Origin of the sequence: Glaciimonas sp. PCH181 (genome assembly GCF_003056055.1) — a bacterium.
In the GTDB taxonomy this organism is placed as follows: domain Bacteria; phylum Pseudomonadota; class Gammaproteobacteria; order Burkholderiales; family Burkholderiaceae_D; genus Glaciimonas.
The window spans coordinates 49,114-72,448 of the sequence record NZ_PYFP01000003.1 but is presented as its reverse complement, the minus strand read 5'-3'; the positions used below and the strand labels follow the sequence as shown (position 1 = coordinate 72,448).

The 23,335-nt window shown below is 50.5% G+C and carries 15 protein-coding genes and 1 pseudogene; 9 read left to right on the top strand and 7 right to left on the bottom strand.

Features of this window, described 5'->3' with window-relative positions; all coding sequences use genetic code 11:
• Window positions 1-88 precede the first annotated feature (88 nt).
• From C7W93_RS21005 to nadC, 3 genes and pseudogenes are all read left to right on the top strand, one after another.
• A complete protein-coding gene (locus tag C7W93_RS21005; RefSeq protein ID WP_108442303.1) occupies window positions 89-1,690 on the top strand; it encodes an ABC-F family ATPase in 1,602 nt (533 codons plus the stop codon).
• Between the two features lie 289 nt (window positions 1,691-1,979).
• A pseudogene (nadA, locus tag C7W93_RS21000) lies at window positions 1,980-3,120 on the top strand (quinolinate synthase NadA).
• Window positions 3,117-4,001, top strand: coding sequence for a carboxylating nicotinate-nucleotide diphosphorylase (gene nadC, locus C7W93_RS20995; RefSeq protein ID WP_108442302.1), 885 nt, complete (start codon window positions 3,117-3,119; stop codon window positions 3,999-4,001). Before nadA ends, nadC begins: the two are co-directional and overlap by 4 nt.
• Before the next feature lie 134 nt (window positions 4,002-4,135).
• On the opposite strand, the gene nadB is transcribed toward nadC, so the two are convergent.
• The 3 genes from nadB to C7W93_RS20980 all read right to left on the bottom strand — a co-directional run bounded on the left by nadB (window position 4,136) and on the right by C7W93_RS20980 (window position 9,217).
• Window positions 4,136-5,737: an L-aspartate oxidase gene (gene nadB, locus C7W93_RS20990; protein ID WP_108442301.1), complete on the bottom strand. Its 1,602-nt coding sequence runs from the start codon at window positions 5,735-5,737 to the stop codon at window positions 4,136-4,138.
• A 169-nt stretch (window positions 5,738-5,906) separates the two neighbouring features.
• A complete protein-coding gene (gene purT / locus C7W93_RS20985; protein ID WP_108442300.1) occupies window positions 5,907-7,118 on the bottom strand; it encodes a formate-dependent phosphoribosylglycinamide formyltransferase in 1,212 nt (403 codons plus the stop codon).
• A gap of 428 nt (window positions 7,119-7,546) precedes the next feature.
• Complete coding sequence (locus C7W93_RS20980) at window positions 7,547-9,217, bottom strand: MFS transporter (protein ID WP_108442299.1); 1,671 nt, start codon at window positions 9,215-9,217, stop codon at window positions 7,547-7,549.
• Between the two features lie 69 nt (window positions 9,218-9,286).
• Between C7W93_RS20980 and C7W93_RS20975 the strand changes: the two genes are divergently transcribed.
• Both C7W93_RS20975 and C7W93_RS20970 read left to right on the top strand, forming a co-directional pair.
• Window positions 9,287-9,580, top strand: a complete 294-nt coding sequence (locus C7W93_RS20975; protein WP_108442298.1) for a hypothetical protein — start codon at window positions 9,287-9,289, stop codon at window positions 9,578-9,580.
• Between the two features lie 271 nt (window positions 9,581-9,851).
• The gene (locus tag C7W93_RS20970) at window positions 9,852-13,700 is read left to right on the top strand and encodes an EAL domain-containing protein (protein WP_108442297.1); all 3,849 of its coding nucleotides are present in this window, start codon (window positions 9,852-9,854) and stop codon (window positions 13,698-13,700) included.
• Between the two features lie 16 nt (window positions 13,701-13,716).
• Here the strand turns inward: C7W93_RS20970 and C7W93_RS20965 are convergent, their stop codons facing one another.
• Entirely contained in the window at window positions 13,717-15,162 is a 1,446-nt protein-coding gene (locus tag C7W93_RS20965; RefSeq protein ID WP_108442296.1) for a PLP-dependent aminotransferase family protein, read from the bottom strand.
• Between the two features lie 178 nt (window positions 15,163-15,340).
• On the opposite strand from C7W93_RS20965, the gene C7W93_RS20960 reads away from it, so the two are divergent.
• A complete protein-coding gene (locus C7W93_RS20960) occupies window positions 15,341-15,661 on the top strand; it encodes a hypothetical protein (RefSeq protein WP_108442295.1) in 321 nt (106 codons plus the stop codon).
• A gap of 67 nt (window positions 15,662-15,728) precedes the next feature.
• Here C7W93_RS20960 and C7W93_RS20955 read toward each other — a convergent pair whose 3' ends face one another.
• From C7W93_RS20955 to C7W93_RS20945, 3 genes are all read right to left on the bottom strand, one after another.
• Window positions 15,729-17,030 (bottom strand): AAA-associated domain-containing protein, encoded by a 1,302-nt coding sequence (locus C7W93_RS20955; RefSeq protein WP_108442294.1) that lies wholly within the window; start codon window positions 17,028-17,030, stop codon window positions 15,729-15,731.
• 42 nt (window positions 17,031-17,072) lie between these two features.
• Window positions 17,073-18,806: an ABC transporter permease subunit gene (locus C7W93_RS20950; protein ID WP_108442293.1), complete on the bottom strand. Its 1,734-nt coding sequence runs from the start codon at window positions 18,804-18,806 to the stop codon at window positions 17,073-17,075.
• Between the two features lie 547 nt (window positions 18,807-19,353).
• Complete coding sequence (locus tag C7W93_RS20945; protein WP_108442292.1) at window positions 19,354-20,796, bottom strand: diguanylate cyclase; 1,443 nt, start codon at window positions 20,794-20,796, stop codon at window positions 19,354-19,356.
• A gap of 334 nt (window positions 20,797-21,130) precedes the next feature.
• Between C7W93_RS20945 and C7W93_RS20940 the strand changes: the two genes are divergently transcribed.
• The 3 genes from C7W93_RS20940 to C7W93_RS20930 all read left to right on the top strand — a co-directional run bounded on the left by C7W93_RS20940 (window position 21,131) and on the right by C7W93_RS20930 (window position 23,294).
• On the top strand, window positions 21,131-21,412 hold the full coding sequence (locus C7W93_RS20940; RefSeq protein ID WP_108442291.1) for a DUF427 domain-containing protein: 282 nt from the start codon (window positions 21,131-21,133) through the stop codon (window positions 21,410-21,412).
• 316 nt (window positions 21,413-21,728) lie between these two features.
• On the top strand, window positions 21,729-22,025 hold the full coding sequence (locus C7W93_RS20935; protein ID WP_108442290.1) for a helix-turn-helix transcriptional regulator: 297 nt from the start codon (window positions 21,729-21,731) through the stop codon (window positions 22,023-22,025).
• A gap of 72 nt (window positions 22,026-22,097) precedes the next feature.
• Complete coding sequence (locus tag C7W93_RS20930) at window positions 22,098-23,294, top strand: MFS transporter (RefSeq protein ID WP_108442289.1); 1,197 nt, start codon at window positions 22,098-22,100, stop codon at window positions 23,292-23,294.
• Window positions 23,295-23,335 lie beyond the last annotated feature (41 nt).

The window sequence follows — 23,335 nt, the reverse complement described above, 5'->3', positions numbered from 1 at the left end:
ACGATCATCTCAGACGCTGAAGCATCCGGGTTTAATGCGGTCTGGTAAAATACGCGGTTATTCCACATTGTTTTAAAGGCTTTTTTCCGTGTTATCCACCGCAAATATTACGATGCAGTTCGGCGCCAAGCCGTTGTTTGAAAACATTTCAGTTAAATTTGGCGATGGCAACCGTTATGGCTTGATTGGCGCCAATGGTTGCGGTAAGTCAACTTTCATGAAGATTTTGGGCAGCGATCTGGACCCGTCGGCTGGCAATGTGATGCTAGACCCGCATGAGCGTTTGGGTAAATTGCGTCAGGATCAGTTCGCGTTTGAAGAAATGCGCGTGCTCGATGTCGTAATGATGGGCCACACCGAGATGTGGGCAGCGATGGCTGAGCGCGATGCGATTTATGCTAATCCCGAAGCCACCGACGATGACTACATGAAGGCCGCCGAACTAGAGGCAAAATTCGCAGAATACGACGGTTACACCGCCGAATCGCGTGCCGGGGAGTTGTTGTTAGGGGTTGGCGTTGCCATGGATCAACATAAAGGTCCAATGAGCAATGTCGCACCGGGCTGGAAGTTGCGCGTATTGCTGGCACAGGCGCTGTTCTCTAATCCAGATATTTTGCTGCTGGATGAGCCAACCAATAACTTGGATATCAACACCATTCGCTGGTTAGAAGACGTGCTGAATCAGCGCAATTCGACCATGATCATCATTTCCCATGATCGTCACTTCTTGAATCAGGTTTGTACCCACATGGCCGATATGGATTACGGCACATTGAAGGTATATCCGGGTAATTACGATGACTATATGTTGGCGTCGACGCAAGCGCGGGCCCAGCAATTATCCGTAAATGCCAAAGCCAAGGACAAGGTCGCAGAATTGCAGGACTTTGTACGTCGTTTTGCGGCGAATAAATCTAAGGCGCGTCAGGCGACTTCGCGTGCCAAGCAAATCGAAAAAATCAAGGTCGAAGATCTGAAACCTTCCAGCCGTGCTAATCCCTTTATCCGTTTCGATGGCGAGAAAAAACTCCATCGTCTGGCGGTGGATGTGCAAAGCATTGGCAAGAGCTATGACCGCACTCTATTTAAAAACTTTAGCATCATGGTCGAGGCTGGCGAGCGTATTGCGATCATCGGCGCCAACGGTGCCGGTAAAACAACATTGTTGCGCAGTATCGGCGGGCCGGATGTTTGCGCGTTAGAGCCGGATACTGGCTTGGTAAAGTGGGCGGAAAACGCCAACGTTGGTTATATGCCGCAAGATCCTACCGAAAACTTTGCTGTCGATATCACGCTGACTGACTGGATGGGCGCGTGGACGCAAGAAGGCGATGACGATCAGGCGGTTCGCTCGATTCTGGGACGGTTGTTGTTCAGTGGCGACGATGTCAAAAAATCAGTAAAAGTGTTGTCCGGTGGTGAAAAAGGTCGGATGACCTACGGCAAGCTGATGTTGGGTCGTCATAACATTTTGTTGATGGATGAGCCAACGAACCATATGGACATGGAATCGATCGAATCGCTGAATATTGCGCTCGATAAATACGCTGGCACGCTGATTTTCGTATCGCATGACCGTGAATTTGTATCCTCGCTGGCGACGCGCATTCTGGAAGTGAAAGAGAATGAAGTCATTGATTTCCGTGGCAATTATGAGGATTACCTCAGCAGTCAGGGTATTGAATAACTGATTGAAAACGATAACAAAGAGCGCACCAGTCATCCTGTGGTGCGCTTTTTTATTGCTTGCAATTTGTCTTTGGCTGCGCGTGTTGACGTTCGATGTTCGCAGATGTGCGATTTATGTTGTCTATCGGGACGGGACGTAGACATTCTGACTGGCAATAAATCAATATCGCAGCAACGATGCAACATTGGCAGTAAAATTACTCCCCCGTCAGTCGTCTAAGATGACGTTTTACAATCTCGTTTGTTTTTATTTTGGCCTCTCACCAGATATCAGGTTCATTATCGTCATGCCATCCCAACTTATCAAAGCCGTAGAATTCGAGCGACCGCAAATGGCCCAGGGCAGCAGTTGTACTGCGCAAGCCTGGGCGCGTGTCGCAGCCATCCCTTCGCCGCAGGAAAAAGATGCCCTTAAAGCGCGGATTAAACGCCTGCTGATTGAGAAACAAGCGGTATTGGTCGCCCATTATTATGTCGACGCCGACTTGCAGGACTTAGCCGAAGAAACCGGCGGTTGCGTTTCGGATTCGCTGGAAATGGCCCGCTTCGGGCGCGATCATCCGGCGCAAACGCTGGTGGTTGCAGGTGTTAAGTTTATGGGAGAAACCTCCAAAATCCTTAGTCCGCACAAGCGTGTGTTGATGCCCGATCTGGATGCTACGTGTTCGTTGGATTTGGGCTGTCCAGCCGATGAATTTAGTGCTTTTTGCGATGCACATCCGGATCGCACCGTGGTGGTGTATGCCAATACCAGTGCCGCTGTAAAGGCTCGTGCCGACTGGATGGTAACTTCCTCAATTGGATTGGATATCGTCGCGCATCTGCATGCGCAAGGTAAGAAGATACTCTGGGCGCCAGATAAGCATTTGGGTGGTTACATTCAGAAAAAAAACCGGCGCGGATATGCTGCTATGGCAGGGGTCTTGTCTGGTGCATGATGAGTTTAAAGGCGTTGAGCTAGAGATATTGCGGCGTGAGCATCCCAACGCAAAAGTGTTGGTTCACCCGGAGTCACCGCAAGATGTAGTGGATCAGGCCGATGTTGTCGGCTCTACTTCACAATTGATCGCCGCCGCCCAGACTTTGGACGCCGATGAGTTCATCGTCGCCACCGATAATGGTATTTTGCATAAAATGCGCATGGCTGCGCCCGGCAAGCGGTTTATCGATGCGCCGACTGCTGGCAATAGCGCCACTTGCAAGAGTTGTGCGCAGTGTCCGTGGATGGCGATGAATGGCTTACAGAATCTGGCCGATGTGCTGGAATCCGGCAGCAATGAAATACACGTCGATACCGAGATCAGCCGCAAGGCTGTGGTCAGCATCGATCGCATGCTGGATTTTGCCGCAGCGCGTAAAGCCAACACCCGTCCGTCCAGCGATCTGGCGCAAGAGCAAACATTATTTTCAGGAATCGGCCCCGCATGAGTTCGCCTATCAATAGCAGCACATTAACGAATCGTTTTGCACCGTTTGATCAAGCATTGCAGACCGCCTTTGAAAACAATATCAATGCGGCGATTGCCGAAGATGTTGGGATTGGGGATTTCACCGGTATGTTGGTGCCTGCCGATGATATGGTGAAAGCACGTGTGATCGTGCGTGAGGAAGCAGTTTTGTGCGGCGCGCCTTGGTTTGAGGCGGTAATGCAGCGGCTGGACAGCCGGATTCGGATTGAGTGGCATTATGCCGAGGGCGATGTGATGGCGGCTGATAGCCCCGTTTGTGATATTTCTGCCCCAGCCCGCAGCTTACTGACTGCCGAGCGCGGTTCGCTTAATTTCTTGCAATTGTTATCGGGCGTGGCGACTGCTACGCGCAAGTATGTTGATCTGATTGCGGATACTAAAGCGCAGATTCTGGATACGCGTAAGACCTTGCCGGGTTTGCGTTTGGCGCAGAAATATGCGGTGCGTGTTGGTGGTGGGCATAATCAGCGATTGGCGTTGTATGACGGGATTTTGATTAAAGAAAATCATATTGCTGCGGCTGGTGGGATTAGTGCGGCGATGCTTGCCGCGCAAAACCTGAATGCTGGTGTGACGATTCAGGTTGAGGTGGAAAGTCTGGTGCAGCTGGATGAGGCTTTGGCAGCTGGCGCTACGTCTGTTTTGCTGGATAATTTTAGTCTGGATGCGATGCGGGATGCAGTTCGTGTGACTGCCGGTCGGGCGTTGTTGGAGGCTTCTGGTGGGATCAATATGGAGACTGTTCGGGCTATCGCCGAGATCGGGGTTGACCGGATTTCTATTGGAAGTTTGACTAAGGATATTCGGGCTGCTGATTATTCCTTGAGGATAGTGGAGTAGGTTGATCGTTCGGTTTCGGCTTGTTGGTTGCTGAAACGGTTAGCGCTCGGTGGAGGCTTTGCCGGGCCGCCCCCGGCTTGACTCCACGGAGAAAAACCCGTTTCAATTACCTCCAACCGAAACCGTCCCCAAACTCACCGCCGTTCAGGCGTCAAAACCGTAGGCAAAGCCTTAGCTAAAGTCTCAGGATAATCCTGACTATAATGCAACCCCCGACTCTCACGTCGTGACAACGCACTCTCAACAATCAACGAAGCCACCTGCACTAAATTACGCAACTCCAGCAAATCCCGGCTAATCCGAAAATGCGCGTAATACTCGTCGATTTCTTCCTTCAACAATCGAATCCGATGTTGCGCCCGTTCCAAACGTTTATTCGTCCGGACAATCCCAACATAATTCCACATAAACCGCCGCAGCTCATCCCAGTTATGCGCGATAACTACTTCTTCATCAGCGTCAGTAACACGGCTTTCATCCCAAGCCGGAAGCGGATGTGCTTTAGGCTTCGGTTGCTGCTCGATATATTTCGCAGTCGCGCGCCCAATAACAACGCACTCTAACAGTGAATTGCTAGCCAACCGATTAGCCCCATGCAAGCCTGTATAAGCAGTCTCGCCAACTGCATACAAGCCCGGCAAGTCAGTCCTACCATTCAAATCCGTCACCACACCCCCGCAGGTAAAATGCACCGCAGGCACAACCGGAATCGGTTGCTTAGTAATATCAATCCCCAATTCCAAACAACGCGCATAAATCGTCGGAAAATGTTCTTGCAAAAATTCCGGCGATTTATGGCTGATATCCAGATCAACATGATCTAAACCACGTTTTTTCATCTCAAAGTCAATCGCCCGCGCCACGATATCGCGTGGCGCCAGTTCTTCGCGCTCATCATGATCCGGCATAAAACGTCGGCCTGCATCTTCGCCCTCAGTGTCCGGCAATTTCAACAAACCACCTTCACCACGGATTGCCTCCGTGATCAAAAACGACTTAGCATACGGATGGTACAAACAAGTTGGATGAAACTGAATGAATTCCATGTTGGCAACACGGCAGCCCGCCCGCCATGCCATCGCAATCCCGTCGCCAGTGGCAGTGTCAGGATTGGTCGTGTACAAATAGACTTTGCCAGCACCGCCAGTAGCCATCACCGTATGATCGGCGCTGATTGTCAGTACTTTGCCGGTCTTGACGTTTTTGGCATACAACCCGAGGCAATGCGGCGTCGTCCCTTTGGCATCAATCTTGGTCGAGGTGATCAGATCAATCGCATAATGATCCTCAAGTAACGTAATGTTTGGATGCGCGCGGACTTTTTGTTCCAGCGTGACTTGCACCGCGTGCCCTGTAGCATCGGCCGCATGAATAATCCGGCGCTGGCTGTGGCCGCCTTCACGGGTGAGATGGAAACCCATCTCCGCGCTGGCATCCGGCGTGAACGGCACACCTTGCGCAATCAGCCATTCAATTGCCTCGCGGCCATGTTCCACGATGTAACGCGTCGCGCCTTCATCGCACAAACCGCCGCCCGCCACCAGCGTGTCAGAAATGTGCTCTTCATAACTATCTCCAGAATCGAGCACCGCAGCGATACCGCCTTGCGCCCAATTGCTGGCACCGTCTAGAAGTGCGCGTTTGGAAATGACCACCACCTTACTTTTTTCTGCAAGGTGGAGAGCAACAGAGAGACCGGCCAGGCCGCTACCGATAATGGCGACATCGAATTTCATAGTGAATAGATGAATGTAGAAAAGCGGATTGCTCTCATTACAAGAGGAAAAGGTGGATTAGTGTAGCGCAAGCCGCTCCGTCGCGCTGCGGAGCGGTCTTGTGTGAGTCTCAATTTATTTTATTAGCTATTTACGCTTATTGCGCCATCGCCATTTACCGCAGATATAGCTAACTTCCGATGACTGGCTTTACTTTAGCAGCCGCCTGTTTGGCCCGTACCCGTGCGCTTTCAACGTCGTTTGCCGTCGCCAGTGCCACGCCCATCCGACGGCGGGCAAAAGATTCCGGTTTGCCAAATAAGCGGATATCGACACCAGGCTCACGTAATGCATCGGCCACACCTTCAAACGCGATCCCCTTGGCATCGTGCTTGCCATAAATGACCGCCGAGGCAGCAGGGCTGTTGAGTGCGACATTCACCGGCAGACCCAGAATCGCTTTGGCGTGTAGTTCAAACTCGCTTTGAAGTTGGCTCGCCATAGTAACCATGCCGGTATCGTGTGGTCGCGGACTGACTTCGGAGAACCAGACCATATCGTTTTTGACGAATAATTCGACCCCGAAAACACCCAGTCCACCCAGGTTGTCTGTGACTTTCTTGGCGATATCGCGTGCACGCACTAACGCTGCGGGATGCATCGGATGCGGCTGCCAGGATTCGACGTAATCGCCGAGGACCTGAACGTGCCCGATTGGCTCACAAAAGTGGGTCTTGATGCTGCCGTCTGCTTCTAAAGCACGTACTGTCAATAATGTGATTTCGTAATCAAAGTCGATGAAGCCTTCAACAATCACACGACCCGCATCAACGCGTCCGCCAGCAGCGGCATGCGCCCAGGCTGTTTCCACATCGTTAGCGCTATCGATCTTGGATTGACCTTTGCCAGAGGACGACATCACCGGTTTGATCACGCAAGGAAAGCCTATAGCATCGCAAGCAGTTTTCAGTTCGTCGAGATTGTTGGCAAAGCGATAAGGTGAGGTTGCCAGGCCGAGTGTTTCGCCTGCCAGACGGCGGATGCCTTCGCGATTCATCGTTAGCCAGACTGCGCGGGCGGTTGGGATTACGGTAATTTTGCCAGCCGCTTCCATCGCTACTAGCGTTTCGGTCGCAATTGCTTCAATTTCAGGCACTACCAAATCCGGTTTTTCTAATGCAATCAGGGCTTCCAGCGCTGCGCCATCGGTCATATTGATCACATGCGAGCGATGCGCGACCTGATGGCCGGGCGCATTCGGATATCTGTCTACAGCGATAACTTCAACCCCAAGGCGTTGCAACGAAATAATGACTTCTTTACCAAGTTCGCCGGAACCTAACAGCATGACTTTAGTGGCGGAAGGGGAAAGTGGTGTACCGATTCTGACAGGTGGCTTCATATTTTCAGGATTGGGGAATGGTTAATGACGATAGCAAATCCTGACAGTTTTGGACAGTCATAAATGCCAATTTGTATAGAGAGGGATGCGTGAATCAGGGCAAGTAACCGGACTAAGAAGCGATGGTGCTTAACCGAGCTTGTTTTGGGCAAATTTTATGGGGGGAAATGACCGTTACCTTAGCTGTGCTGGGGGATTGAAAATACTCGCCGCAAAAACAAAAAAGCCGAGCAGGTCCGGTAACCTGTTCGGCTCAAATCTCTGAAGGAATTGGCAAAAAATGTTGTTGCTGTAACGATGCTTTGTCACAGCGACTTCTCGATTGCCTGTTGGATCTAGTGGTGGACCCTGCTGGCTTGGCAGAGATAAATCGTGTTTCCCTCCCCGTCGATTTTATCCCGCTTTGCCAACTCAGCTAACTACTAGCTTTATTCCGCGTAAATGTCGTTATGGACGGTTTCTTTAACAAACAGCATACCGATCACAACAGTGGCAAGTGCAATCACGATTGGATACCACAGGCCATAATAAATATCGCCTTTATAGGCCACCAGTGCAAAGGCTGTCGTTGGCAACAGGCCACCAAACCAACCGTTACCGATGTGATATGGCAGTGACATCGATGTGTAACGGATACGGGTTGGGAACATTTCCACCAGCATCGCTGCAATCGGGCCGTACACCATCGTCACGTAGATGACCAAGATGAACAACAGTAACAATACCATTGGTTTGTTAATCTGCGCAGGATCAGCTTTGCTTGGATATCCAGCGCCTTTGATGTCGCTCGACAATTCGGTAGAGAATGCTTTGTCCTTGGCTGCGGCATCTTCTTTCGATAGACCGTTAGCGTCATATGAAGTCAGTGTTTTGTCACCAATTTTCACTGTTGCTAATGAACCTGGTGCGCCAGCAACGTTTTCATAGTTAACCGACATGGCGGAAAGCTTAGCCTTGGCGATATCGCATGATGACGTGAACTTCTTGGTGCCGGTCGGGTTGAACTGGAACTGGCAAGTAGCCGGGTCCGCAGTGACGACGACTGGCGCGCTCTTCAATGCGGCTTCCAGTGCTGGATTAGCATAGTGGGTGAGGCCGGAGAAGATCGGAAAATAGGTCAGTGCTGCAATCAGGCAACCAGCCAGAATAATTGGTTTGCGGCCGATTTTGTCTGACAGCGTACCGAAAATCAGGAAGAAAGGCGTCGCCAGCAGCAGGGAAACAGCGATCAGAATGTTGGCAGTTGCACCGTCAACTTTCAAAGTTTGAGTCAGGAAGAACAACGAATAGAACTGACCTGTGTACCAAACAACGGCTTGACCAGCGGTTAAACCAAACAACGCCAGAATGACCAGTTTCATATTTTTCCATTGGCCGAATGCTTCTGTCAACGGTGCTTTTGAGACTTTTCCTTCTGCTTTCATTTTGACAAAGGCTGGCGATTCGCTCATTGATAAGCGGATCCAGACAGAAATGCCTAGCAAAACGATGGATACCAGAAACGGAATACGCCAGCCCCAGTCAGCAAATGCTTCTTCGCCGATCGAAGTACGTACGCCCAAAATGACTAGCAGAGACAAGAATAAACCCACGGTTGCAGTGGTTTGAATCCAGGCGGTAAAAGCACCGCGTTTATCATTCGGCGCATGTTCGGCGACATACGTGGCAGCGCCACCGTATTCACCACCTAAGGCCAGACCTTGCAGGATACGCAAGGCCACCAGAATAATCGGGGCCGCGATACCGATTGAGTTGTAATTCGGCAAAATACCCACAATAAAAGTGGATGCGCCCATGATCAAAATGGTGACTAAAAATGTGTATTTTCGGCCAATCATGTCGCCTAGGCGACCAAAGACCAATGCGCCGAAAGGTCGCACGATAAAACCGGCAGCAAATGCCAGCAAGGCAAAGATGAAGGCGGTGTTAGGGTCGGTTCCTGAAAAAAACTGTTTAGCGATAATTGCCGCCAGCGAGCCGTATAAGTAAAAGTCATACCATTCGAATACTGTGCCGAGGGACGATGCAAAAATGACCTTCCGTTCCTCTGCCGTAATGCCGCGTGAAGGAATACTCCCTGTCGCAATACTGGTCGCCATACTTGTCTCCTTGATTATTAATTTTGTTTGGGCCAACCCTATGCTTTATACCCGACGCCTCTGCGCGCCATGTTTGATGTAAAAAATAGAATTCGCATCCGTTTTTTATATGTCTGGACGGATGGAGTGTGCGACTACAACCTTACGCAAATCTTGCTTGAAACTTACAGAACCTTACAGGGAGGCGAAAAGTGCAAAGATGTCTTGCATCCGGGGCCGTTTGAAGCGCCAAACGAGGGATACGATGATGGTCATCAGGTCATAGCGGAGTGGCGAAAAGGCGCTGTTAAAAGCGATTTTCGTCAAATTATTGCCTGGGAGTTGCGCGCTGGTAAGACTTTCGAGCTAAGAACAACAAATTGAATAATAAATTGATGTTTCTGAAAAGATAACTTGGACAAATTTTTTTTTTTTGTTCTAATTCGTATGTCTTTTCATGCAGAACAAGGCGATTGATCTTCTATCCCTTTTTCCGTGGAATACAAAAATTACATTTCAGAAACCATTCAGTCTATGATAAATCCGTCTGGATATATCTTGCACCTACTGCCTGAAACACATCCTTAACCTGCTTGATTCAAGGGTTTGAGACCATTGGCCTGCTAATTTTCTTTTCTTAAGCTCCAGTCTTGCTATGCATCGACTAATTACGTTTTTGAAAATTGAATCCACCTGGCATTGGATTAAAGTAATCTGGCCGTTGCTGGCGACTGCTGCGCTGCTTATCGGCTTAGGGGCGTTTAGCCTGGATATCCTGTCGTCCGTTCGCAGTTTTGTGACCGGCGAAAGTGTGTATTCGAAGGCGCAAAAGGATGCGGTCGCGCACTTACTAGAGTATTCCAATACCCGGGATCAGGCGCAATACCAGGCTTACCTAAAGGAAATTGCCATCCCACTTGGTGGCCGCGATGCGCGCCTGGAGCTGGAGAAAACAAACCCTGATCTAAACCTTGCGCGCCTGGCTCTTCTGCGCGGACAAAGCCATCCCGATGACATACCGGGCATGATCAGTTTGTTTCGAAATTTTCGAAATATTTCTTTCATGGAGGGGGTGATTGCGATTTGGGCTGAGGCCGATGGCCATATAGAAAGTCTGAATGCCGAGGCTAGCCAACTGCATAACGCGATTATTTCCGGCAGATATGACGAATCGTCAACCGGTGCTACGCGTGAACGCATCAAGGCAATCAATTTACCGTTGAATCAGCTGGAGGCCGATTTTTCGTACAGCCTCGGTGAGGCTTCGCGCGAAGTACAACGCCTGCTATTGATAGGCACGCTGGCGATTGGTGCGGTGTTGATTGCTGTGGGCAGTCTCATTTCCCAAGCGATTCTGAATAAAACAGAACGCGTACAAAGTGCGCTGCGGATTAGTGAAGAACGTTTGCATCTGGCGATGCAAAGTACCGGGGACGGCTTGTGGGATTGGGATATCGTCGCAAATAGTATTTATTGCTCGCCCCGTCTGACAGAGTTGCTGGAATATGTCGATGATGGCAGCCCGCGTGAGGTCGCAGATTTCCTGCAATTTATTCACCCACAAGATCGTAATCTGGTGCGCGCTTCAGCCCAAAAACATCTATACGATAACGCGCCATATGACAGTGAGTTTCGCATTCTGACGCCATCCGGTAAGGTTAGTTGGGTGCGTTTATATGCGCACTCTGCCGTGGATGCAAACGGTAAAGCGATACGGATGACTGGCGCGGTAACTGATGTGACCGAGAGTCGCAAAGCTGCGTTGGAATTAATTCGTACCAATCGTGCGTTACAAATGCTCAGTCGTTGTAGCGAAGCAGTGGTTCGGGCAGAAAACGAGCAGGAATTAGTGCAACAGGTATGCAATCTCGCCGTCGATATCGGCGGTTATCGTATGGCGTGGGTTGGCTATGCACAGAACGACGCGCAGCGCTCCGTCTCGGTTGAGTCCTATGCAGGCAATCTCGATGATGTCACTTTTCTTAACGGGCTTCATATCAATTGGTCGGGAGACGGCCCAGCAGGTCGCGGCCCGGTAGGGCGCGCCATTCGTAGCGGTCATTCGATAGTCGTTGAAGATGTCATGCAGGAGGCCAGCTTATCGCCGTGGCTGGCAGCGGTGCAGCGGCATGGTTTTCGGGGCGGCATTTATCTGCCGTTAATTGGAAAAGACGGCACGCTCGGCGTGCTGACGTTATATTCGGAAGAAATTATTGCGGTGTCACTCGACGAAATGACTCTGCTGAAAGAGTTGGCAGCTGATCTCGGATTCGGGATCAGCAGTATCCGCTCTCAAACGCAAGAGCGCCAAATTCAATCGGCAGTGCTGAAAATTGCAGCGGGGGTGTCTGCCAGCACGGGTACGGTGTTTTTTGAAAATGTCGCTCGGAACATGGCAGAGGCATTGGGAGCAAGCGCAGGTTTTGTGACCCGTTTACTGCCTGGAAAACCACTTACAACACATGTGTTAGCCGCTGTGATTGACGGGAAGGTCGTGGATAATTTTGATAGCGTTATTACCGCAGACTGGTCAGAGGAATTACTTGGCCCGGATAATTTTCTTATGCCGGAAAATATCGCGACCGAATTTTCACATGCTCCGGCGTTAAAAGGATTAGGCACGCAGGCGGCTGTGGCATGGCGTCTCGATAATCCTGCCGGACAGCCGGTTGGCCTCTTATTTATTCTATTCCGAGAGCCGCTGAAAAAACTCGATTTCATTACTTCTACGCTGCAGATATTTGGCGCTCGGGTCGCCGCTGAAATGGATCGGCAAGAAACCGATGTCCGTATTCGCGATCAGGCTTCGTTACTGGATAAGGCAAGGGACGCCATCATTGTGCGCGGAATGGATCATCGTATTCAGTTCTGGAATAAGAGCGCCGAACGTCTGTATGGCTGGACTCAGGAAGAGGTGTTAGGGAGGTCTATAGAAGATTTGTTTTTCGAGTCGTCTATCGTCTTCGAAGATGCGAATAAGAAACTGCTCAACACTGGCGAATGGAGCGGCGAGATCGCCAAACGGTGTAAGAGCAGCGCGATGTTGACCGTGGAAAGCCGTTGGACGCTTGTGAGAGATGATGATGGTCTGCCGCAATCGATTCTGGCAATCGATACGGATATCACCCAGCGTAAGAGCGCAGAAGAAGAAATTCAGCATCTTGCTTTCTATGATCCTCTGACGTTGCTACCTAATCGCTTGCTGCTAATTAATCGGCTTCAACAGGCGTTAGTCGTGACGATTCACAGTCAGCAGCATTCCGGCGCGCTATTGTTTATCGATCTGGATAACTTTAAAACCATTAACGATACGCTGGGGCATGACAAAGGCGATTTGCTACTACAACAAGCTGCCTTGCGGCTGTCGCGCTGCGTCAGCGTCAGCGATACCGTGGCCCGTTTGGGTGGCGATGAATTTGTGGTGTTGTTGCTGGGGTTGGATGTGGTTCCGGAGCAGGCTGCGTTACAGGCAAAGGCCGTTGGTGAAAAGATTTTAAAGATTCTCAGCAAGCCTTATCAGATTGCCGGAATTGAAAATCACGGTACCGCCAGTATCGGCATTACTCAGTTCAGCGATCAGCAAGGTTCGGTCGGAGAACTATTAAAGCAGGCGGATCTGGCGATGTATCAGGCCAAGGCTGCAGGCCGCAATGCGCTGCGGTTTTTCGATGTCGAAATGCAGGCTGCTGTCACCACGCGTGCTGTCATGGAAGTCGATTTGCGGCAAGCGTTGTTGCATCAGGAATTTGTCTTGTATTACCAACCGCAGATGGCTGGCGATGGTTCGGTGACCGGGGCGGAGGGCTTGTTACGTTGGAAGCATCCGCGTCATGGGGTTGTGCTCCCGGGGGAGTTCATTTTGCTGGCGGAAGACACCGGTATGATCCTGCCGTTGGGCCAATGGGTATTGGAAACCGCTTGCGCGCAATTGGCAAAGTGGGCTGCGCATCCTGAAACGGCGCAATTGATCATCGCGGTCAATGTCAGTGTCAAGCAGTTCCGGCATGCTGATTTTGTGGAAATGGTATTGAAAGTACTGGATCGCAGCGGGGCCAATCCACAGCGGCTTAAGTTGGAAATTACAGAGAGTCTGATGGTCGATAATATGGAAGCGACTATCGCAAAAATGACCGCTCTGAAAGATCGCGGCGTGCACTTTTCGCTGGATGATTTTGGTACGGGTTATTCGTCTTTGTATTATTTAAAGCGACTTCCTCTGGATCAGTTAAAAATTGATCAGTCCTTCGTCAGAGACATCCTGACCGATCCGAACGATGCGGCGATTGCGCGGACCATCGTTGCGCTGGCGGAAAGTTTGGGATTGACAGTTATGGCCGAGGGCGTTGAAACGGAATCCCAGAGAAACTTCCTGGCCTATCATGGCTGTCATGCTTATCAGGGTTATTTTTTCAGTGAGCCGTTGACGATTGAACTGTACGAGGCATTCTTGCGTAAGCACGCCCAGCCCAAAAAATACGGCAATGTGAAACTCAGTCGAATCTGAGGGCTATGGGAAGTCGTTATTGTTGCGCGCGCATGATATTCCCAAGTTGGACATAAGCCTGCTTTACTTCCTCCGAAAAAGGCATGCCGCAATTCAGGCGGATGAAATGATCGAAGCGATGTGAGTTGGAAAACAGCAATCCCGGAGAAATCAGAATTTCTTGCGCAAGCGCGGCCTCAAATATTTTTTTGGAAGAGAAACCCGCTGGCAACTCTACCCATACGGATACGCCGCCGTTCGGCAAACTGCAACGCGTACCTACCGGAAAATGTCTGACAATTGCCTCGGCCGTTAAGTCGCGCTGTATGCGCAGTGCGCCACGTATTTTGTGCAGATGTCTGTCAAACGCTGGCGATGCCATGAATTTTCCGGCAATGGTTTGCGACCACTCATCGTTATACCGCGTCTGCGCATATTTCAGCATATTCACGCGTGCATGCCATCGTCCAGCTATCATCCATCCCAGGCGCAATCCTGGCGCCAAAATCTTGTGCAGGGATGCGCAGTGAATCACATTGCCTGAAGTGTCGTGGGCTTTTAGCGATGTCAGCGGCGGCCCATCATGCACCAGCGCGCTATAGGAATCATCCTCAATCAGCGCAATATCTGCTGTTTCACAAAGCTGCACTAATCGTTTTTTGTGAGCCTCGGGCATGATGCTGCCGAGTGGATTTTGCAGATGCGGCACCACTACCACGGCTTTAATATTGTCGTAGGTTTGCAGCGCTAATTCTAGTGCTTCCAGCGAGATGCCCGTTTGCGCGCTGGTGGGAATTTCAAGGGCGCGCATGCCCAGACTTTCCATCACTTGCAGCAGCCCGTAAAAGGTAGGCGACTCAACCGCAATGACGTCGCCGGGTTGTGCCACTGCGCGTAACGCCAGATTTAGCGCTTCTATACACCCGTGCGTGACCAGGATTTCGTCGGGATTGATCGTCATGCCACTAGATAACGCACGTTTAGCCAGCACGCTTTTGAAGGCGGCGTTTCCGGTCGGATAACTTTGTCGCGAAAATAAATCCGGTTTCTCGCGCAATGCGCGGGCGGCAAGCGCGTTAAGTTGCTTTTCCGGATACAGTTCAGGCGCGCCCGCCGCACGTCCCAGATTGACACGCACTTTGCGCTGTCCCATGGAGATGATTTCTGAAACATTTTGATGAATACCGACGAACTGCGCAGCGTCATGCGGCTTGGACATATCCGGCTCGGTAACGGCTAGCACGCCGGGCAGTTTTTGCGATCTGACGAAATAGCCGGAGCGAGGTCGCGCTTCCAACCAGCCTTCGCTCTCCAGAAGACGGCAAGCCTGTAACGCGGTCGCAAGACTCAGCGTGTGTTGACGCGCCAATACGCGTACTGATGGCATGCGATCGCCGGGATGCAATACGCTGGCCTGAATCGCATCGAGATAGTGGTTGGCGAGTTGGCGGTAAAGGGGCTGCTGAAACGTTTTGCTATCCATGCGCCATGATCCGATAAGCGTGCATTGTTGAACAGATACAGAGATCGTCAAAAGAGGGCATAACAGATGCCTAAATTGCGCATTGATGCACTACAGATTGTGCCGGTCTGTGCATGTCGCGGCTTGTGCTGGCGGTTTATTCTGGCGTTACTCCCTCCACTTCAACTGCGCCACTATCATGCACACTTCCGAACTGATGACAGGACAGACATTATACTTTTACGCCGGATCGGGTACGCGCCTGATATTGCAAGCGGGCCAATTGTCGGTCACGCTGAATAATATGCAGATGGATGGCCATGGCTGGAAGGATGCAATGAAACTGACGGGTGGTGGGGAGTGGGTTTTGCCACGTTCCGGCTGGCTGCGGATTGATGCTGTTACGCGCGCCTTGCTTGTCATTACCGAACCGCAACCATTGATGCCGCGTTTGTGGGCAAATCTTACGCGGGCTTTGCGATTGAGAATAATTGCCAGAAAACCGCTTATCCGACACTAAATGGCAAAAAAGAAGCCCGAAAAATCGGGCTTCTTTGCTGATGCAGCGATACGGATGCCGTTTTCTGCTAACTGGCGATATCTTCCAGACTAAAGATTTCTCTTTTATCATCGTACGAGAAAATCTCGGCATAACGTCCCCAGCGAATAATCGCGTCAATTGTTTCTTCGGCGGCCTCATCGCTCAAATAATCTTCCAGTTCCTGCTGAAAGCGTGCACGCGGTGCGCGCTGGCCTTTGCGTTCTTGCAAAATCGATTTGATCCGTGCGGCTAAAGGAACCTGGCGCAGAAGTTGTTGGGCAAACACCTGTTTGCGCTGCTGGACGCCATATTCTGCAAACTCCATACCTAACGTCGTAAGGGTGATATCACCTTCGGTCATCTCGGCAAAGCCAAGATAATGCAAGATCTCTGCGACAGGAAACAGATCATCGATTTCCAGATGCAGATGCGCAGAAATCTCGGGCATATCGGCGCGGCCGCAGTAGGGCGCGGCGGCCAACGTTTCTAGCAGACCCGCCATCAAGTTGGTCGATACCGGATTGAGACGACTTCCCAGATCCAGACTAGGGCCGCTAGGATTGGTCACGAGTTGCAATCTGGCCGTCATCTTGGCATAAATGTCATCGACTAATTGGCGGAATGCCGGGTCTAGCCGATTACGTGGATGCGCAAATGGGACTTTAATCTCAGCAATAACACGGCCCGGGTTAGACGACAGCACCAGAATCCGATCACACATGAAGACGGCTTCTTCAATGTTATGGGTCACAATCAGGATCGATTTGATTGGCAAACGACCATCGTTCCACAGATCTAGCAGGTCGGTGCGCAATGTCTCGGCGGTAAGTACGTCTAGCGCCGAAAATGGCTCATCCATCAATAACAAGGTCGGATCGACGACCAGCGCTCTGGCAAAGCCGACCCGTTGCCGCATCCCGCCAGATAATTCGCGTGGATAGGCATTTTCAAAGCCATCGAGACCGATCAGGTCAATTGCTGCCAGCGCACGTTTGCGGCGTTCGGCAGGCGGCGTGCCCAATGCTTCCAGGCCGGCTTCGACATTGTCGAGAACCGTTAGCCAAGGAAATAGGGCGAAAGTCTGAAACACCATGGCGACGCCATCGGCAGGGCCATTGACCGGTTGACCGCGATAGGTCACGTCGCCGCCTGTGGGATGAATCAAGCCAGCAATAATGCGTAATAAAGATGATTTTCCACAACCTGAACGCCCTAGAAGGCCGACGATTTCGCCCTCATGCAGTGTCATGCTGACATCATCGAGTACCAACAATTCGCCCTGCGATTTGGCAAAGCCGCGGCGGACATGGTTAACGTTTAGTATTTGATTTTCAGTTATTTTTGGCATCGTAATCCTTGATTTTGTGCTGAATCGGCGGGCAATTCGCGATTAATGCGCGTTCAATTTGTTGTCCGCGTAGTGATACATCGGTCGCCATAGCAGGCGGTTAAACAGCACCACAAACAATGACATGACGGCGATCCCCAAAATAATGCGGGGGAAGTCGCCAGCGGCAGTGTATTGCGCGATGTAAGAACCCAGTCCATGCGCATTGAGTTTGGTATCGCCCCAAGACACGGATTCCGACACGATACTGGCATTCCATGCACCGCCAGAGGCTGTGATTGCGCCGGTCACATAGTAAGGAAAAATCCCTGGCAGCATGGCTTTGCGCCACCATTGCCAACCGCGAATCTTGAAATTTGCGGAAACTTCACGATAGTCGTTGGGATAGGCCATCGCGCCAGCGATTACATTAAAAAGAATGTACCACTGCGTTCCCAGTACGATCAGGGGGCTAAGCCAGATATCAGGATTGCCATTAAAACGGACAATCAAAATGACAAAGACGGGAAATAATAGATTGGCCGGAAACGCTGCAAGAAATTGTGCCAATGGCTGAATTTTTTCTGCCAGACGTGGCCGCAGTCCAATTAATACACCCAACGGTACCCATATTAATGAGGCGATGGCTATTAACAGCATCACACGCAACAGCGTATAGACGCCTAATAGCAAGACGGATCCGACTTCGCTGATGCTGACCTCTGCACCTACGAAAGCGATGACTTGCCAGAGGACCCAGCAACCGATCACCAACAGCCCGCCGTTCCATGCAAAGTCCACTAACGGACTAGGCGGTGGTGCAATTTTTTGACTACCGATCTTGCCTGAGCCCAAACGTAAAGGCGCTGTGATTACGCGGCGGAATAACAGGCCGAATGGCGCCAATATCGCCTGAATCAAACGCGTGCGCTGGATCATATTTAACAGCCATGAAGAGGGTGAGAATTGCGCTGAAGTATTTTCCATGCGAAATTTATCTGCCCACGCCACCAATGGTCTGAACAGCAATTGGTCATAGCAGATGATGACGATAGTCATCACCACAATCACCCATCCGACCGCACCCAGATTGTGTTCGCTGATCGCCAGCGCCAGATAAGAGCCTACCCCGGGTAAGGTAATGCTTTTGTCGCCCACGGTGATCGCTTCTGCAGCGACGACAAAAAACCAGCCGCCGGACATACTCATCATCATGTTCCAGATCAGGCCTGGTATGGCAAATGGCACTTCCAATTTCCAGAAGCGCTGCCACCCGGATAGATGAAAACTCCGCGATACTTCTTTTAAGTCATCTGGAACGGTGGTTAATGATTGGTAAAAGCTAAACGTCATGTTCCAGGCTTGACTGGTAAAGATAGCAAAAATGGCTGCCAGCTCGGCCCCAATCACGCGCCCAGGAAAAAGGGCGATGAAAAACGTGACGGTAAACGAAATATAACCAAGTACTGGCACCGACTGCAGCACGTCTAATGCGGGAATCAGGATTTTTTCGGCACGCTTGCTTTTTGCGGCAAGAGTCGCATAAATCAACGTAAACAGGAGAGAGGCCGCCATTGCCGCCAGCATCCGCAAAGTTGTGCGAACGGCGTATTCAGGGAGATTGTGCGGGTCCAGCGTAACCACGTTTGTGGCCAGACTCGACAGCGGCGCCAGCGTTTCTTTGACGCCGATTCCGCTGAAGGCAACAATGCCGATAACTAGCGGAAAAACTAAAAAATCCCAACGATTTGGAGTAAGTCTTTTTGACAAAGGTAATGCTTGGACATTTAAAGTCATACCTGGAATTCCTGATTACCTAAGTTATAAATGTATGTGATCGACTCGGCATCAGAGCGGGATCGTTTAATGCAATGTGTGCTGCGATAAAGGTTTGATTGGTGGTTTTGGCGGTCGCATGTTGCGAATCGTAATGTGAGGTTGTTGTCTTTTTGAAAATTTATTGCGTATAAATATGCCGATCACTAAATTGACCGGCATATTCAGGAAAGTCTGCTGCATACCGGATGCATTTTACTTTTGCCATACGGTCATTACCTTTCAGCCCAACATAATATATTTTTTTACACGTCCGAGCACCTTACCAACTGAATATTGCATTCTGATGACAAGGTTTGTGCAAATTGAAAAAAGATGTAACAAATATCTAATAGCGTCGTTTTTCACTGCTAAAACGTGTTGGCATAGAAGTCACAGAAACAATTAATGCGCGTATTTTTGACGCTTGAATGACGGGCGGGGCGGGTGCGCGCTGGTTGATAGCGTCTGACTGTCTTTGATGCGGAAGGATCGAACTTAATGCGCCTTAGTAATCTGGCGCGGTAGATTAGCAGGCGATAACCCGATTTCGTCCCTCTACCTTGGCTCGGTACAGACGTTCATCGGCTACTTTGAGGCAAGCCTCTAGCGTGTTGCCATCCCTCCCGAATTCGGCCACGCCTATACACATACTGACCTTGGCGCCAGGCTCTTGTACGATCTTGACGTTATCTTCAAATTGGCTACGGCAGCGCTCGCCGATGATGATCGCCTCATCGCGCGTGGTGCTGGGCAAAGCAATAATAAATTCATCGCCGCCGAAACGGCCGATCATGTCGCTGGGACGCAGTATTATTTTCATTTGCACCACTAACATGGTCAGAATGGTGTCTCCGGCCTGATGCCCGAAGCGGTCGTTGGTGTGCTTGAAGTGGTCCAAGTCAAGGGCCAGGAATGACAACGGGTCACCGGTACGGATGGAACGGGCAATTTCGATCTCGATTCTGCTTAAAAATTCACGTCGATTGGCGGCACCGGTTAACGGATCGGTTGCGGCTTGATGCGCCAGCGCCTGATGGGCATCGCGTAATTCCATAAGAGCGTTTTCGGCGCGTGCGTTGGTGGTTCTGAGTTGATTTACCAACTCTTCCTGTCGCAATACCGTGGAGAAAGCGCGGGTTGTAAAAAAAGCAGTAACAACGCCGTAACTCAATACCAAAAATCCACCCGCAAATATGCCATGGGCAAGCCACCATTCATGATTCCAGGGTTTTGCCAGAACGAAGGCAAGTGAAGATTGGGCGAAGTAGACCAGAGATAGAGTGAAGAAAATGGTCATTAAGGGCGAATGAATACGGCGTGCAAAAACCAAAATAGCGCCCAGCAAAGAAATACCCAAAGCGCCTATTTCCATCGATAATCTAACCCATGGATGGCTGCCGAGTGGCGATAACGCGATCAGGGCAATGACAACATCCATCAGAATGAAAATACCGACCCAGTTCCACCAATATCTTGCGGATGCGCGGCGGTCGATGAGTTCGGCCGGTTGCCCATAGGAAAGCAGGCCGGCAAAGAAAAAAGTCGCCATCAGAATGCGCGAAGCAGGGCCGTATAATAAAAATAACCATATGTGATGATGCGCCATCCCGGTAAATAGACCGTGCGGCAGGTAAGTCAGCGTGAATCCGAGAAATCCTAAGGTCAGCCAGCGCAGAAAAGGTTCGCCAGAATATTGATAGCAGCGCCAAGTGACATACGATACAAACGCGCCTTCGAGTGTTGCTATGCCTATAGCGAACTTATGGAAGCTGTGATCTTCAAAAAGTAATAACGGGTCCTGGAATGCCTGTACATAGATAATCAGTGAAAGTGGCAATAAGCCAAACAGGACTAACAGAAGCATTGAATATGCTCTGGTGATAAAACCCACCAATATCTGAGCACGGTTGGTGTCCGCCTGCGGCCCCAACGCTGCTATTTCCGGGTATTGAAGATCATCGGGTCGCATGGAATATCCTAAAAAGGACAATACGCCAACATAATCGGGCAACAGTGTGTGAAGTTGCTTTATGGAATAGTAGCTTACGAGGACGGTCGGATTTTGTCCACTTTATAAGCTGCCTTTGATAGGCAAAGTGGCGCTTTAGGAACAATCTGAGCGTGCTTTTTTATCTTGTTATGAAGCCGTAGAGCACGCAAACTGTCATAGGTATTTGGCGCAATTTGATTTAATTATTTTGCGATTGTCGCATGTTATTTAATATTATTATTCGTATTTTTTAAAATTCTAGCTGGCGCATAAATGCGTGTAAAACAGTTGTTCCATCATGACGAGGAAAAAAATGAAAGCTATCTGGAATGACACGGTGATTGCCGAATCTGACGATACCGTGGTTGTCGAGGGAAACCACTATTTCCCGCTCGCTGCAATTAATCCGGCAATTCTGAAACCAAGTGAAACAACTTCCGTATGCCCCTGGAAAGGCACCGCAAATTACTACACGCTGGACGTTAATGGCAAAAGTAATCCTGATGCTGTGTGGTATTACGCCGAGCCGAAGGATGCCGCAAAGGAAATCCGGGGGCGTGTAGCTTTTTGGAAGGGCGTAAAAATCACGCCGTGAAGCATTGCGCTGGATGCCCGCTAGTCAGCTAGTCATTCTGTGGGACTGGCAGAGCAAATGATGTTTCCAACCGTGATTGCCACTAAATTTAGCCATTTGTTCATATATTCACCCTGGCGAGCGCTGCCTGATCGATTGGCAGTGCCGCTTTTTAGCCTTTTCTGGCATCTCAATCCAACGTAAATCGAAGGGCAAAGACCTGATTTTGGGCTTCGCTCAGCAAACTTTTTTTATATATCGTAATATTACGATCTTAAATTCTACTAATTCCAATATTTGCTTCTATTAAAGACGAAACAAATATCCAATAAAAGCTATGAACTTCGATCTCATCCATAAAGCGCTCGCTAATCCGGTCAGGCGGCAAATACTGCAATGGCTTAAAACACCCGCCGAATATTTTGGTGAGCAGGATTACCCACTTGATTTGGGCGTCTGTTGCGGCTTGATTGACAAGCGCACGGGATTGTCGCAGTCCACGGTTTCAGCGCATTTAGCCACTTTGCAGCGTGCCGACCTGGTGCTCATCAAGCGCGTGGGGCAATGGATTTTTTATCGCCGCAATGAAGAGACGATTCAAGCGTTTCTGGCGCACCTCAGCGATGACCTATAGCGGTACAAACCTGCTCCAACTGCATTATTTGTGGTGCAACCCTTCACACGTTATTTTTTCTAAAGATTTGTTATGCCATTAGCTCTTCTCGTGTTGGCGCTTAGCGCCTTTGCCATCGGTACTACCGAGTTTGTCATCATGGGTTTGCTACCAGATGTCGCCCGTAGCCTGGCAGTGTCGCTTCCCAGCGCTGGCTGGTTGATCAGCGGTTACGCCTTAGGCGTTGCGATTGGTGCGCCGATCATGGCTATCGCGACTGCTGCATTGCCACGCAAACGTGCTTTGCTGATTCTGATGGGATTGTTTATCGTCGGTAATCTGATGTGTGCGGTAGCCGCAGATTATGGCTTTTTGATGTTTGCACGCGTGGTTACTGCGCTTTGTCACGGCGCTTTCTTTGGGATTGGCTCCGTGGTCGCGGCTGGATTGGTGCCTGAAAATCGTAAAGCATCGGCCGTAGCATTGATGTTTACCGGTTTAACGCTAGCGAATGTTCTTGGCGTGCCGCTGGGAACGGCGCTCGGCCAGTTTGCCGGTTGGCGCGTGCCATTCTGGGCAGTGGCGGTACTGGGCGTATTGTCGTTTATCGGATTAGCCCGCGTATTACCGTCTGCAAAAGATGAGAAAAAAGCCGATTTGCGGAGCGAATTCAAACAATTGCGCAGCGCAGGGATTTGGGCGGCGCTGGCGACTACGACCTTTTTTTCCGCGGCGATGTTTGCGTTGTTCTCCTATGTCGCACCGCTATTAGAGCAAGTCACGCAGGTAACACCGCGTGGCGTTACCTGGACTTTGTTTTTAATCGGTCTGGGCCTGACCGCCGGAAATTATGTTGGTGGCCGTTTAGCCGATTGGCGTTTGGGCACTGCGTTGACCGCCATTTTTGTCGTGATGGCAATCGTGACGGCAACACTGAGATGGACCAGCCCGGCACTTATCCCGGCAGAAGTTAATTTATTCATCTGGGCGATGGTGGCTTTTGCGGCGGTACCCGGCCTGCAAATAAATGTCATGATTTTTGGTAAGACTGCGCCGAATTTGGTGGCGACGCTCAACATCGGTGCGTTCAATGTCGGCAATGCGCTTGGTGCCTGGATTGGCGGTCTGGTGATCGGTCAGGGCCTGGGTCTTGAGGCGGTGCCGCTGGCGGCTGGTGCACTGGCTTTGGTGGCGGTGCTGGCCATGCAGTTATCGCTGTATTTCGCACGGGCTGCGAAAAGAAGTATTCGTGACACAACTATTTTAACGGTTTCTTCGGCGATGGGCTGATCCCATTTTGTACCCCCTTAATTACTTAACTCCTACACTTA

Bases quoted from the DNA above. Each gene is read 5' to 3' on its own strand.
- C7W93_RS20960 (WP_108442295.1), top strand. From the start codon at position 15,341: ATGCACACTTCCGAACTGATGACAGGACAGACATTATACTTTTACGCC.
- C7W93_RS20930 (WP_108442289.1), top strand. From the start codon at position 22,098: ATGCCATTAGCTCTTCTCGTGTTGGCGCTTAGCGCCTTTGCCATCGGT.
- C7W93_RS20950 (WP_108442293.1), bottom strand. From the start codon at position 18,806: ATGACTTTAAATGTCCAAGCATTACCTTTGTCAAAAAGACTTACTCCA.
- C7W93_RS20965 (WP_108442296.1), bottom strand. From the start codon at position 15,162: ATGGATAGCAAAACGTTTCAGCAGCCCCTTTACCGCCAACTCGCCAAC.
- C7W93_RS20980 (WP_108442299.1), bottom strand. From the start codon at position 9,217: ATGGCGACCAGTATTGCGACAGGGAGTATTCCTTCACGCGGCATTACG.
- nadB (WP_108442301.1), bottom strand. From the start codon at position 5,737: ATGAAATTCGATGTCGCCATTATCGGTAGCGGCCTGGCCGGTCTCTCT.
- C7W93_RS20935 (WP_108442290.1), top strand. From the start codon at position 21,729: ATGAACTTCGATCTCATCCATAAAGCGCTCGCTAATCCGGTCAGGCGG.
- C7W93_RS20955 (WP_108442294.1), bottom strand. From the start codon at position 17,030: ATGCCAAAAATAACTGAAAATCAAATACTAAACGTTAACCATGTCCGC.
- purT (WP_108442300.1), bottom strand. From the start codon at position 7,118: ATGAAGCCACCTGTCAGAATCGGTACACCACTTTCCCCTTCCGCCACT.
- C7W93_RS20970 (WP_108442297.1), top strand. From the start codon at position 9,852: ATGCATCGACTAATTACGTTTTTGAAAATTGAATCCACCTGGCATTGG.
- C7W93_RS20945 (WP_108442292.1), bottom strand. From the start codon at position 20,796: ATGCGACCCGATGATCTTCAATACCCGGAAATAGCAGCGTTGGGGCCG.
- nadC (WP_108442302.1), top strand. From the start codon at position 3,117: ATGAGTTCGCCTATCAATAGCAGCACATTAACGAATCGTTTTGCACCG.
- C7W93_RS20940 (WP_108442291.1), top strand. From the start codon at position 21,131: ATGAAAGCTATCTGGAATGACACGGTGATTGCCGAATCTGACGATACC.
- C7W93_RS20975 (WP_108442298.1), top strand. From the start codon at position 9,287: ATGTTTGATGTAAAAAATAGAATTCGCATCCGTTTTTTATATGTCTGG.